The following is a 13,705-nucleotide window of genomic DNA, read 5'->3' on the forward strand; positions in this document are numbered from 1 at the left end:
AGTGATAAAGTTTTATTAAACCTTTACTCGTAATTATAGTTTCTGTAAATGTCTGTAAGACAGTGTTAAAGTGTGTTTTAATTATAAAAAAAATACTTTAACGCCTTATAATTAGCATTTTAAATACAAATATTGACACGTCTGATTATAAATATTTTAAGATTTTTAATTATTTATAAAATGTTAAAGAATGTATACGGGTTTAGAAGAATTTAGATAGATTATAGCCTTTTTTACTACTTGATAATTCATTTTAAGTAATACATTCTCGTAATTTTTGAGCTGATTATTGTGATCTTTTTGAGGGTCTCCTGTCTTATAATCTAATAACCAAAGTTGATTCATTGTATTAATTTCTACTCGATCTGGTCTGAGTGTATTGCCGGAAACATGAATAGCCCGCTCATTAAGAATTTGATGTTGAGGATTGAAAAATCCGTGTTTTTGTAAGTCCAAAATTAGTTCTCTGAGTTTTGTTTCTAAGGGAGTAAGTTGATCATTTGTAATCATTCCTTTAGTGACGGCCTTTTTTAGAGCAGAATTTATATCGCTTTCAGTTTTAATACCTGCCATCAATTCGTGAATGATATTACCAAAACTTATGGCTTCTAGGCGTTCGGTATCCCATAAAGCTTCAGCTTGTGTGACAAATACAAGATCATGAGCTTCCTTAGCTGTGCTTATAAGTGTCAAATCATTTGAATTGTTTACTAACGCTTCGGCATGAGAAATACGCTGTTGCTTACCAAACGAATACTTATTTTGATCTGTATTAAATAGATTTTGACTTTCAAGATAAAGCCTAAGCAAGTCAGAAAAGTTTTTGGGTTCTCCTCTAAATTTACTGGTTTTACTAATAATGTATAATTGCTCAACACTTCTGGTGAGAGCTACATATAATACATTAATATGATCAAGTTGTTGTTGAATTCTTTTTTGATGATATAAAACGGAAGTCTGCTCATTATAATCTAGCAATTCACTTTTTTGACCCAATAGCAATGCTTCAAAACCCAAAAATTCATTTTCTTCTGGTAAATACCAATTGTAAGAATCAGCTTTTAAAGGATAAAGATCTGTATGTGCAAAAGGATAAATCACTACCGGAAATTCCAGTCCTTTGGCCTTGTGTATAGTCATGATCTGTACAGCTTCAGAAGCGGGTGGTGTACTAATACTCAATTTATCTTTTTTGCGTTCCCACCAGATTATAAATTCGGGAATGCCTCCGTAATTTTTTTGTGAGAAATCATAAATAGCATCTAAGAAAAATTGTAGGTATGATCCGCCTTTTTGATTCAAATTAAAGCTGCGTATTATATATTCTACAGCTTCATAAATAGGTAAGGAAGAGCATAAGTTAAAATTAAAACCATCAGAATCTTCCAATAAGTTGTTGAATAAAGCAGCTCCGGAGTATTTTAAATTATATTTATAAAATTCATGTTTGTCTTCGATTTTTAAATGAAATTTTGCCAGATATTCAAGCAGCTTGATGCTGATTGCATTAGAATCTGGTTCCAGAGTAAAATGCAATAAATTGATTATAAATTGAACCTGAGGAGACTGTTTAAGAAGTAAACTTTCGCTAGATATAACGGGTATTTTTTCTTCCTGTAACCGTTGTGCGATCGAGACACCTTCGGCATTTCTTCTAACGAGAATACAAAGTTCGTGGAGTTGAAATCCATTTTCCTGACAAGATTTTATTGAGTCTATGACTTCATCCAGGTATAATGGTTCAGCATCTGTATTCGTGTCGGCGTCTACAAATGAAATGGAAACATAACCCCCTGTTTTGGAATTTACCTGTTGAGCATTGCCGGAAGTATAAATATTTTTATACTCGTCGTAAGCAAAAACAGATGCGATTTCAGTAAAAAAAGAATTATTAAAATGAATGATCTGATCATAGCTTCTGTAATTAAAAGGAAGGTCTATGGTTTTTTTATCTCTGTTTTGAAAAGGGTTCACTTCGTCTTTTGATAAACTTATAAACTGCCCGGCATCACCACCGCGCCACCTGTATATCGCCTGTTTAGGATCACCAACAAGCATTAAGCTGTTCGCAAGACTTTCGGGCTGATTGGTGCTTACTGCATTGTCAATTAATGGAACAAGATTATTCCATTGCAAGACAGAAGTATCTTGAAATTCATCAATAAAGTAATTCTCGTAGCGTTCGCCCAATCGTTCGTATATAAAAGGTGTAGGTTGATTAGCAATATTTTTATGAATAAGTTCATTAAAATCTGAAATCAAGACTAGATTGTTTTCAGATTTTAGGATGTTCACTTCTTTTTGAATGGCTTGTAAAACAGAAAGCGGAGTTAGTTTTTTATAAAGTTCCTCCTGAAATTTCAATTGAAAAATATCAGATTTTATAGTGTTGAATCTAGTGGTGATTTCAGGAGCGATCTGATCTAAAGTTTGTTTTATGATGTCTTTCTGAGTTTTGGTGTACATAGGCTCTTCGCCCAAATTCATTACCCAACCGGACGAAGTATTCAGGGCAAAAATTCCTTCCGAAAATTTGGTTACTGCCTTAGGAAGGTATTTTCCTTTAAAATGAGCTTCTTCAAGACCATTTATACTGAAAAAATCTAATAAGGATTTAGCAGATTCTTTAATCTGAACATCAAGTTTTTTATTAGAAGCTTTTAAATGCTTTTTAAGTTCTGCAAAGTCCTCTAAAGATTTGCCGTTTATTCTCTTTAAAAACTCGCGGTCATTTTCACTGAGGAGTAATCTGCTTATTTCATAAAAATCGAGTGAAATATCCCAACTTTTATCGTCATCAATTTTTTCAAATGCATAATCCAGTAAGACTTGTGTAACAAGCGGATCTCTTCCTGCTTTATCAATCAAATTATCTACGGCTTGTTCTAAAACATCCTGAGTGTTGAGTTCGACTTCAAAGTTTTGAGGGATTTTAAGGTCGTGAGCAAACGTGCGTATGATGCGATGGGTAAAATTATCTATGGTAACCACATCAAAAGAGGCAAAATCCTGAATAATGTTTTTAAGTAAGCGTTTTGATTTTAGATGGATTTCCTCCCTGCTGAGTTCTGTTTCTTCTTCTATTGTGAGAAGCATAGGGCTTGGTTCTTCAAAAATGTTTTCTTCTGAAAACTCTTGAAGGTTTTTTACGATACGCATTTTCATCTCTGCAACAGCCTTGTTTGTAAAAGTGATGGCGAGAATACGACGGTATTTAAATTCGTTATTACTTTTAAATAAGATGCAGAGATAATTCTTTACAAGAGCAAAGGTTTTACCCGCCCCGGCAGAGGCATTGTATATAGAAATTGAAGGATGATTTTGCATGGGTTCAAGATAATAAATTACCGTGTGGAAGCTTGCAGGCTAATTGTAGAGATGTGCTTTTATTTTGAGATTAATTTCTGCGAATTTTAAAGATTATTTGCTAATAGGTTAAACCTTAAGAGTATTATAACACAGCATCTTTTAAATAAGGCTTATGAAACACTATCTTTGACTATCAACTATTCTATTAACAAAAAAATTAAATAAAAATGTCATTTCAACTTCCGAAATTAAAATACGCGAAAGATGCATTAGAACCAAATATTGATGCTCAAACTATGGAAATTCACCATGATAAGCATCACGCAGGTTATACCAGTAAATTGAACGCTGCTATTGAAGGAACAGATTTAGAAGGAAAGACTATCGAGAATATATTAATCAATCTTGATATGTCTAACAAAGCTGTTCGTAATAATGGTGGTGGTTTTTATAATCACAGTTTATTCTGGGAAATAATGTCTCCTGACGGTGGTGGTGAGCCAACTGGCGAATTAGCAGAAGCTATCAACGTTGCTTTTGGGTCATTTGAAGCGTTTAAAGATAAATTTAGCAGTGCTGCAGGAACTCAGTTTGGTTCAGGTTGGGCTTGGTTATGTGTTCATGAAGGTGGTAAAGTAGAAGTTTGTTCTACTCCTAATCAAGATAACCCACTTATGCCAGAAGTAGGTTGCGGTGGAACTCCAATTTTAGGTATTGATGTATGGGAACATGCTTATTACTTAAAGTATCAAAACAAACGTCCAGAATATATTGATGCATTTTTTAATGTGATCAACTGGCAAGAAGTTTCTAGCAGATATGCTCAGAACAAATAAGAAAACTTTTTTAAAGTAGTTAAAGCTCGGTTTTGCCGGGCTTTTTTATGTTTTGTTATTTCGGGAACTGTGTTTATTAGCCCTCCTCCTCTAGGTTAGAACAAATAAAAAAAAGGTGGAATAATACAAGTAAGGTTAAGACGGCTCACTTGGAGTATTATGTTCTGTTAAGGATTTCTTTATAAGATTCTAAATGAGCGTATTCAGTATTAGATAGCTCGCCACCCCTGAGATTTGGAGAAATAAAAAAGGTGGAATAGTACAAGTAAGGTTAAGACAGCTCACTTGGAGTATTATGTTCTGTTAAGGATTTCTTCTTTATAAGATTCTAAATGAGCATATCCAGTATTAGATAGCTCGCCACCCCTGAGATTTGGACAAATAAAAAAGGTGGAATAGTACAAGTAAGGTTAAGACGGCTCACTTGGAGTATTATGTTTTGTTAAGGATTTCTTTATAAGATTCTAAATGAGCGTATTCAGTATTAGATAGCTCACCACCCCTGAGATTTGGACAAATAAAAAAGGTGGAATAGTACAAGTAAGGTTAAGACGGCTCACTTGGAGTATTATGTTTTGTTAAGGATTTCTTTATAAGATTCTAAATGAGCGTATTCAGTATTAGATAGCTCACCACCCCTGAGATTTGGACAAATAAAAAAGGTGGAATAAATCCACCTTTTTTGCCCCAAATCTACCATGAACTTAACCTACTTGTGTTATGGCAGTTACTAAGGTAGTATATGTTCTAATCTAGAACCAAATCTTTTAGATTAAGTGCTTAATTATTGGTTAAAGAGTTGTTTTAATACGCTCTTTTCAAATTTCCCTCTACATAATTGATAAAAGCACGGTTTACAACACGATTTCCACCTGCGGTAGGATAGTCTCCTGTAAAGTACCAGTCTCCTAGGTTTTTAGGACACGCTTTGTGTAGATCATCTACTTTCTGATAGATCACACTTACCTCTGGTTTAGTGGTTTCATCTTTAAGAAGATCTGCAATTTTATTTGAAACTTCTTCGTCAGTAAAAGGCTCGTAAATCTCTTTTACATAGTTTATTACTTGTGTATCTTCAAACTCTACCTGACTTAAGCATTTTTGATAAACCTTATCTATTATGTCTTCTTTGTTTTGCTCTTTTAAAAGGTCTATAGCAGCTCTAAATGCAATAAAATCCTGAAGCTTAGCCATGTCTATACCGTAACAATCTGGATAGCGTATTTGCGGTGCAGAAGAAACTACAACAATCTTTTTAGGGTTCAATCGAGACAGCATTTTAATGATGCTCTTTTTGAGTGTTGTGCCGCGTACGATACTATCATCAATAATTACCAGATTGTCAGATTCTTTAACAACACCATAAGTCACATCATAAACGTGAGCTACGAGGTCATCTCTACTGCTGTCTTCGGTAATGAAGGTGCGTAATTTTACATCTTTAATAGCGATCTTTTCGGTGCGTAATTTTTTTGAAAGAATATCTTCAAGTCCTTCTTTATCAAGCTCGTTTCTGCGTTTTAAAATTTCGTCTGCTTTTTGCTTGTCTAGTTCTGCCTGTGCAGCTTCAACCATACCGTAAAAGGATGTTTCGGCAGTATTAGGAATATAGCTGAAAACAGTATTTTGAGTATCGTGCTGAATATGCTTTAAAACTTCAGGCATTAATAAGCGTCCAAGTTCTTTACGCTCTTGATATATTTCGGCATCGCTTCCTCTTGAGAAATAAATACGCTCAAAAGAACATGCTTTACGCTCTAGAGGTTCTTGAATTTTCTCGATTGAAGTTGCACCACTTTTTTTGATGATCATTGCATGACCTGGGTCTAACTCATGAACATCTTCAAAATTTGCATTAAAAACGGTTTGAATAACAGGGCGCTCACTGGCAATAACTACAACTTCATCATCTTTATAATAATAAGCTGGTCTTATTCCTGAAGGATCGCGTAGAACAAAAGAATCTCCGTGACCTAATAAGCCAGCCATAGCATAGCCGCCATCCCAGTCTTTAGAAGCCTTCTTTAGAATTTTTGCAATGTTAAGACGTTCTGCAATTTGAGGTGAAGCCTCAAATTTAGAAAAGCCTTCTTTTTTTAATTTTTTATAAACCTTAGCCACTGCATCATCCAGGAAGTGACCTATTTTTTCCATCACAGTAATGGTGTCAGCTTTTTCTTTAGGATGCTGACCTAACTCTACAAGCTTATCAAAAAGCTTAAATACGTTGGTCATGTTGAAGTTACCAGCGACAATAAGATTACGGTGCATCCAGTTGTTTTGTCTTAAAAACGGGTGAACACTCTCAACACTGTTTTTTCCAAAAGTACCATAGCGCACGTGACCAAGAAGTAACTCACCTATATAAGGCACGTATTTTTTTTGTAGTGCCACATCATCTGCATATTCCGGATGCTCTAATAATGTTTGATTAATGCGAGAATTTATTTGCGCAAAAATATCTTGAATAGGTTGCTGGGCAATAGATCGCTGTCTACTGATATAGCGCTCTCCTGGGGCCATATCTAATTTAATACTGGCAAAACCTGCGCCATCTTGACCACGGTTGTGCTGTTTTTCCATCATTAAATACATCTTGTTTACACCATAAAATGCACTGCCGTATTTTTCTTTATAATACTCCAGAGGTTTCAAAAGTCGTATTACCGAAATTCCACATTCATGCTTAATTGCATCACTCATAGCTTGTTCTAATGTTTGCGCCCCCTTCTGTTAAGAAGAGGGCGCGCGTTGTTTTATAGGTCTAAATTAAATTGCGTTAAAGCTTTAAATCTCAGTAAGCGCTTTTCTATTTCGTCAGGTTTTAAATTTTGCATACGCTCCGTTCCAAATTTTTCTACGCAGAAGGAAGCTAAATTAGAACCCTGTATGATTGCCCTTTTCATATTTTCAAAGGAAACATCTCCGCTGCTTGCTAGATAACCAGCAAAGCCACCGGCAAATGTATCACCGGCTCCGGTAGGATCAAAAACTTCTTCAAGCGGAAGCGCGGGAGCAAAGAAGATATTATCATCTTCAAATAATAAAGCACCGTGCTCTCCTTTTTTGATAACGACAAAGCGTGGTCCCATCTCAGAAATTTTCTTTGCGGCGATAACAAGAGAGTATTCACCACTTAGTTGGCGAGCTTCTTCGTCATTAATAGTAATAACATCTACGCGAGCAATAACTTTTTTAAGATCTTCAAGAGCACTGTCTATCCAGAAATTCATCGTGTCTAGAATAGCAAGTTTTGGCTTTTTATTCATCTGATCTAATACAGAAAGTTGTACCAGTGGATGCAAATTCCCTAACATAACAATCTCTGCGTCCTTATAATCTTCAGGAACTACAGGGTTAAAGTCTGCTAGTGTATTTAATTCTGTGATTAAAGTGTCTCGTGAATTAAGGTCGTTGTGGTAGCGTCCTTTCCAGAAAAAAGTTTTACCATCTTCAACCACCTCAAGGCCTTCCATATTGATGCCTTTGTTTTTGAGTAAGTCTATATATTCTTGCGGAAAATCTGATCCTACAACAGATACAATTGCCTGATCAACGTCAAAATTTGAAGCGGCAAGACCTATAAAGGTACCGGCGCCACCTAAAATTTTTCCTGTTTTACCAAAAGGAGATTCAATTTCATCAAAGGCACATGTGCCTACAATTACCAGTTTTTGCATTCAAAAATTTTAAGCAAATATACAGTTTTGATAACGCAATTTTAAACAATGGTCGTAAGACTGTTTCTAAACTTACTTATGAAGCGCAATTTGAAATTAAGCCGAAAAGAAGTTGGTTGCGATTATGCTAACAGGTAAACTAAAAACATAAAGCCTTTTTTATAAATGAATTATTTTCTGCCAAAATCTGCAGGAATTTCACCCCAAGCTTTCGTTTCCCATTTTACGATTACCGTCTTATAAGTATTGGTTTTCAACCAATTTTCTGCACGTCTTACCAATTCATAAACATCTTTATTCTTAGAATTCTCTTTGAGTTTGGTATTGCACTTCTTCTTTTTGACCCAACCAATGGCAATACGCGAGTCAGAATAAATGATGCGATCGCTATTATTCTTTTTAAGAAAAGCTAAACCGTGCACAAGTGCTAAGAACTCCCCTATATTATTGGTGCCTTGTTTAAAAGGACCTTGATGAAAGAGCTGTTTGGAGGTCTGGGTATCTACTCCGCGATATTCCATAATCCCGGGATTGCCAGAGCTTGCAGCATCAACCGCTATGGAATATAAATTAGGATCACCATAGTTGCGTTTTTCTTCAGCAGAAAGGACTTTCTTTTTCTTAGAACTTCCTTTTACATCTTTGAAGTCTTTATTATAAGCTGTTTTAGCTTCAGCAAATGAAAGAAAAGATTTGTATTGTGCTCCCGCAAAACCATCAATCATTGCTTTGCATTCTTTCCAGGAAGTGTAAATACCGGGCTTTTTACCTTGCCAAACCACGTAAAATTTTTCCTTTTTAGCCATAGAAAATGGGTTTTCATTTCCGCGTAGGCGGAAATCTTAATAGTGATTTACTGTTTCTCTAGAATTTCAGCAATCACTTGCGGAAAATGCTTGTATTCTAATTCATGAATTTTTGCTGCAAGACTTTCTGCGGTCTCTCCTTCTTCAAGTTGCGTTTTGGCCTGAAAGAGTATAGCGCCTTTATCATACTCGGCAGTAACCTCGTGAATGGTGATGCCTGACTCTTTTTCACCTGCTTCAACAACCGCTTTGTGTACGCGCTCGCCGTACATACCTTTACCACCATAAGCCGGGAGTAAAGCCGGATGAATATTAATTATTTTGCCGGAAAATGCTTCTATTATATTTTTAGGAAACAACCATAAAAAGCCTGCTAATACAATAAGGTCTGGCTGTGTTTGTTTTATTAAATCTAAAACTTGAGTAGTGTCGTAAAATGCTGTACGGTTAAAACTAAAAGCGCTTACTTTAAGTTTATTTGCACGGTCTAGTACTTTTGCGGTGTTTTTATTGCTTAAAATTTGAATAACTTGCGCATCATCTCTATTTTTAAAAAATTCTGTGATACGCTGCGCATTAGTACCGCTCCCTGAAGCAAAAATTACTATTCTTTTCATATATTATATGTGTTGCGAAGGTGTAAAACAACGGATTATTATTCGTTTAAATAAGCACTTTACGTTGAATCTTAAAAAGGAAATGTTTAAATTAACGATACATTTTAGACAGGTAATGTGGTAAAACGGTAAAGTTTGCTATTTTTGCCTCCTAATTAAAATTTAAAATTAAATATTATGTCAGACATTGCATCAAGAGTAAAAGCCATCATCGTAGATAAACTTGGCGTTGATGAGAACGAGGTTGTTGCAGAAGCTAGCTTCACAAACGACCTAGGAGCAGACTCGTTAGATACAGTTGAGCTTATTATGGAGTTTGAAAAAGAATTTGATATTCAGATTCCAGACGACCAGGCAGAAAATATAGCTACTGTAGGTCAAGCTATTTCCTATATAGAAGAAGCAAAGTAAGAAGAAAGCAAATTACCTTATGGAGTTAAAGCGAGTCGTTGTAACAGGTCTTGGTGCGCTAACGCCAATCGGGAACAATATTGAAGAGTATTGGGAAGGATTGAGCACAGGTAAGAGTGGCTGTGCCCCTATTACGTATTTTGACGCAGAAAAGTTTAAAACCAAATTCGCTTGTGAGCTCAAAAACTTCAATGCATTAGATTATTTTGACCGCAAAGAAGCTCGTAAATTAGACCGTTTTGCGCAGTATGCGCTTGTGTCTTCTGATCAAGCTATCAAAGATGCGGGAATAGATCTCGATGTTGTTGATAAATTTAGAGTAGGTGTTATTTGGGGAGCTGGTATAGGCGGTTTAGAAACCTTTCAGGACGAGGTTATTAATTTCGCCGAAGGAGACGGAACTCCAAGGTTCAACCCATTTTTTATTCCAAAGATGATTGCAGATATCGCCCCAGGTAATATCTCAATCAAACATGGTTTTATGGGGCCTAATTATACAACGGTTTCTGCTTGTGCATCATCTGCTAATGCAATGATAGATGCCTTAAATTATATACGTTTAGGACATTGTGATATTATTGTAACTGGTGGTAGTGAAGCTGCGGTGACAAAAGCGGGTATGGGAGGTTTTAATGCAATGCATGCCTTATCTACACGTAATGAAAGTCCAGAAACAGCTTCAAGACCGTTTGATTCTACAAGAGATGGTTTTGTTTTAGGTGAAGGTGCGGGAGCTCTTATTCTTGAAGAATATGAGCACGCTAAAACACGTGGAGCTAAAATATATGCCGAAGTTGTAGGAGGTGGAATGTCTAGTGATGCTTATCATATGACAGCACCACACCCTGAAGGTATAGGTGTAGAGCGCGTTATGCTTAACTGCTTACGTGATGCTAACATCAAACCAGAAGAAGTAGATGCGATAAATACCCACGGGACTTCAACTCCATTAGGAGATGTGGCCGAACTTAAAGCAATTACCAAAGTTTTTGGTGAGCATGCTAAGAATATCAATATCAATTCAACAAAGTCTATGACAGGACACTTACTAGGTGCTGCAGGAGCTATTGAAGCAATTGCTTCAATTTTAGCTATGGAGAATAGTTTAGTGCCTCCTACTATAAATCATACCACTGTTGATGAAAATATAGATGGTTCTTTAAACCTCACTTTAAATAAAGCACAAAAACGTGAGGTTAAGGTGGCGATGAGCAATACCTTTGGTTTTGGAGGTCACAATGCTTGCGTCTTATTTAAAAAGTATAGCGAATAATCACATATGAGTGTGATTCGCAACATATTTACTTCCCGTTCTGTCAAGGACGGGAATTTTTTTGTCACCATTCAGAGAATAATAGGATTTAAGCCTAGGAATATTCAGCATTATGAAGAGGCCTTTACACATAGATCTATGGCACTTCAGAATAAAAAGGGACACGCTTTTAATTACGAGCGTCTGGAGTTTTTAGGAGATGCTATGCTGGGTGCGGTTATCGCGGCACATTTATTTGATGAAGTAGGCAAAGGCGATGAAGGTTATCTTACAAAAATGCGCTCTAAAGTAGTTAGTCGTGAACATCTTAATGAGTTGGGAAGAGATCTGGGTTTACTCAGTTTGGTGAAGTCGGCTATTCCTAAAGAAAATTTTGGAGTTAACATTCACGGTAATCTTTTTGAGGCTCTTGTGGGAGCTATTTATCAAGACAGAGGCTATGGATACGCCCGAAAGTTTATTAATAAACGGGTTATAGATCCTTATGTAGATATCGAAAAGCTTGAAGGACGTGTGATAAGCTATAAAAGTCTTTTGATAGAATGGTGCCAAAAAGAAAAAAGGACATTTGATTTCAATACTTATGAAGATTCTGGTCAGGATGTAGTGCGTCATTTTTCGGTAAGACTATCCATAGATGACAAGCAAATAGCAAAGGCGCGATCAACTTCAAAGAAAAAGGCAGAAGAAAAAGCAGCTAAGCGGGCGTACTATGTGTTTCAAGATAAAATAGATGTACACCGCTTTAACTAAAATGATTTAGGTATAGTCATATTTACATTTAGATAAAGCTAAATGCTGAGAATATCTCTCAGAGTTTGATTATATTTAACGCCTATTTAAGAATATGGCTGCTCTAAAGCTTTTACTGGATGATGTTTTTGATTTTGACTTTTCGGTCATTGCAATACACTGTTCTTTAGAAGAGTATCGTATGGCTTTTTTGATTAACAAATATGCCGGTCTGAGGTTGAAAAGTTCTGAGGATGTAGATTTTTTTGTAAAAAATGACAAGTATAGCTTTGCTGCTATGCGTTTTGACGATCAGAAAAATTATCAGAGCTATACATTGATATCAAATAAGTATAAGTTGAAGTATGCTAAGCAGGTAGTAAACAGCGACCTGTTTACAGAATCTGATTCAGAACATTACAAAATACTTAACTTAGTCCCTGAAGTTAAAAATGCAGATTATTTACTTAAAATAGAAAGTGATACTAGTAAAATACCACGGTTAGCACTTTTAGCACAACTAAACCAAATACCACAAATAATTACAGCTTACAACGTAGAGGTAAGCTCCTTAAAGTCTAAACAAAATTTAATTTTTGAATAATGTCAAACACTAAGAAAACTAAGATTGTTGCTACACTAGGACCTGCAACCAGCAAGAAGGAAGTACTTCATGATATGATTAAGGCCGGTGTAGATGTATTTAGAATCAACTTTTCGCATGCAGATTATGATGCAGTAAAAGAACGTATCCAAATGATACGAAGCCTTAGCGAAGAATTTGGATACAATACAGCAATACTAGCAGATTTACAAGGTCCTAAATTGCGAGTAGGGATCATGAAAGATGAAGTAGTCGTTAATCCTGGAGATAAAATTATATTCTCAACTAAAGAGGAATTTGAAGGCACAAAAGAACGTGTTTATATGAATTACCAGCATTTTCCTCGAGATGTAAATAAAGGGGAACGTATTCTTTTGGATGATGGTAAATTGATGTTTGAGGTTCTAAAGACCGATAATGAAAGCGAAGTTGAAACTGTAGTGATTCAAGGTGGACCTTTAAAGTCTAGAAAAGGAGTTAACCTTCCTAACACAAACATTTCACTTCCGGCACTTACAGAAAAAGATATCGAAGATGCGATTTTTGCAATAAGCCAAAAAGTAGATTGGTTAGCACTTTCTTTTGTGCGTCACGAAGGAGATTTAATTCAACTTCAAGACTTAATAAAAGAGCATTCTGAGTATAAGATTCCTATTATTTCTAAAATAGAGAAGCCAGAAGCAGTAAAAAATATCGATAAGATTGTTGCGTATAGTGACGGTTTAATGGTAGCTCGTGGAGATCTAGGTGTTGAGATTCCTGCAGAAGAAGTACCGCTTATTCAAAAGCAATTAGTACTTGCTGCTAAAAAAGCACGTATCCCTGTAATTATTGCAACGCAGATGATGGAGACTATGATAGATAGTTTAACTCCAACTCGTGCTGAGGTGAATGACGTTGCAAATTCTGTTATGGATGGTGCAGATGCAGTAATGTTGAGTGGTGAAACTTCAGTAGGTAAATATCCGGTACAGGTAATTGAGCGTATGGCTTCAATTCTTTCAAAAGTTGAAGATTCAGAATTGATCAAAGTACCACACACGCCTCCGCATATTCGTACAAAGCGTTACATAACAAAAGCAATTTGTTATCACGCGGCGCTTATGGCGAACGAGATTGATGCAAAAGCGATTACAACACTTACTAATAGCGGGTATACTGCTTTTCAAATTTCAGCTTGGAGACCTAATTCACATATTTTAGTGTTTACTTCAAACCGAATTATTTTAAGTCAGCTTAACTTACTTTGGGGTGTAAAAGCGTTCTATTACGATAAGTTTGTTTCTACAGATGAAACTGTACGAGATATAAACCGAATCGCTCGCGATAGTGGGTACCTAAATATTGGTGATATGGTAATTAGCCTTGCAGCGATGCCTATTACCGAAAAAGGAATGGTTAACACGCTTCGCGTTCGTGAAATACAAGGGAATTAAT

Annotated in this window: 11 protein-coding genes; 6 read left to right on the forward strand and 5 right to left on the reverse strand. The window is 35.9% G+C overall.

The window, feature by feature from the left end; all coding sequences use genetic code 11:
• Positions 1 to 183: 183 nt before the first annotated feature.
• Positions 184 to 3,327, reverse strand: a complete 3,144-nt coding sequence (locus BUB91_RS01080) for a UvrD-helicase domain-containing protein (protein ID WP_073095923.1) — start codon at positions 3,325 to 3,327, stop codon at positions 184 to 186.
• A 209-nt stretch (positions 3,328 to 3,536) separates the two neighbouring features.
• Here BUB91_RS01080 and BUB91_RS01085 point away from each other — a divergent pair, with 209 nt between their 5' ends.
• A complete protein-coding gene (locus BUB91_RS01085; protein ID WP_073095924.1) occupies positions 3,537 to 4,145 on the forward strand; it encodes a superoxide dismutase in 609 nt (202 codons plus the stop codon).
• 804 nt (positions 4,146 to 4,949) lie between these two features.
• On the opposite strand, the gene BUB91_RS01090 is transcribed toward BUB91_RS01085, so the two are convergent.
• The 4 genes from BUB91_RS01090 to purN all read right to left on the reverse strand — a co-directional run bounded on the left by BUB91_RS01090 (position 4,950) and on the right by purN (position 9,248).
• Positions 4,950 to 6,848, reverse strand: coding sequence for an amidophosphoribosyltransferase (locus BUB91_RS01090; RefSeq protein WP_073095925.1), 1,899 nt, complete (start codon positions 6,846 to 6,848; stop codon positions 4,950 to 4,952).
• A 53-nt stretch (positions 6,849 to 6,901) separates the two neighbouring features.
• Positions 6,902 to 7,825 (reverse strand): PfkB family carbohydrate kinase, encoded by a 924-nt coding sequence (locus BUB91_RS01095; protein WP_073095926.1) that lies wholly within the window; start codon positions 7,823 to 7,825, stop codon positions 6,902 to 6,904.
• A 170-nt stretch (positions 7,826 to 7,995) separates the two neighbouring features.
• Positions 7,996 to 8,631: a ribonuclease H1 domain-containing protein gene (locus BUB91_RS01100; RefSeq protein WP_073095927.1), complete on the reverse strand. Its 636-nt coding sequence runs from the start codon at positions 8,629 to 8,631 to the stop codon at positions 7,996 to 7,998.
• A 47-nt stretch (positions 8,632 to 8,678) separates the two neighbouring features.
• Positions 8,679 to 9,248, reverse strand: a complete 570-nt coding sequence (purN, locus tag BUB91_RS01105; protein WP_073095928.1) for a phosphoribosylglycinamide formyltransferase — start codon at positions 9,246 to 9,248, stop codon at positions 8,679 to 8,681.
• 177 nt (positions 9,249 to 9,425) lie between these two features.
• On the opposite strand from purN, the gene BUB91_RS01110 reads away from it, so the two are divergent.
• From BUB91_RS01110 to pyk, 5 genes are all read left to right on the forward strand, one after another.
• Positions 9,426 to 9,659, forward strand: coding sequence for an acyl carrier protein (locus BUB91_RS01110; RefSeq protein ID WP_009778413.1), 234 nt, complete (start codon positions 9,426 to 9,428; stop codon positions 9,657 to 9,659).
• A 19-nt stretch (positions 9,660 to 9,678) separates the two neighbouring features.
• Positions 9,679 to 10,932 (forward strand): beta-ketoacyl-ACP synthase II, encoded by a 1,254-nt coding sequence (gene fabF, locus BUB91_RS01115; protein ID WP_073095929.1) that lies wholly within the window; start codon positions 9,679 to 9,681, stop codon positions 10,930 to 10,932.
• A 6-nt stretch (positions 10,933 to 10,938) separates the two neighbouring features.
• The gene (gene rnc, locus BUB91_RS01120; protein WP_073095930.1) at positions 10,939 to 11,685 is read left to right on the forward strand and encodes a ribonuclease III; all 747 of its coding nucleotides are present in this window, start codon (positions 10,939 to 10,941) and stop codon (positions 11,683 to 11,685) included.
• Between the two features lie 94 nt (positions 11,686 to 11,779).
• Positions 11,780 to 12,268: an IPExxxVDY family protein gene (locus BUB91_RS01125; protein ID WP_073095931.1), complete on the forward strand. Its 489-nt coding sequence runs from the start codon at positions 11,780 to 11,782 to the stop codon at positions 12,266 to 12,268.
• Complete coding sequence (gene pyk / locus BUB91_RS01130; RefSeq protein WP_073095932.1) at positions 12,268 to 13,704, forward strand: pyruvate kinase; 1,437 nt, start codon at positions 12,268 to 12,270, stop codon at positions 13,702 to 13,704. Before BUB91_RS01125 ends, pyk begins: the two co-directional genes overlap by 1 nt.
• Position 13,705 lies beyond the last annotated feature (1 nt).

Source organism: Leeuwenhoekiella marinoflava DSM 3653, assembly GCF_900129005.1.
GTDB classification, from domain to species: domain Bacteria; phylum Bacteroidota; class Bacteroidia; order Flavobacteriales; family Flavobacteriaceae; genus Leeuwenhoekiella; species Leeuwenhoekiella marinoflava.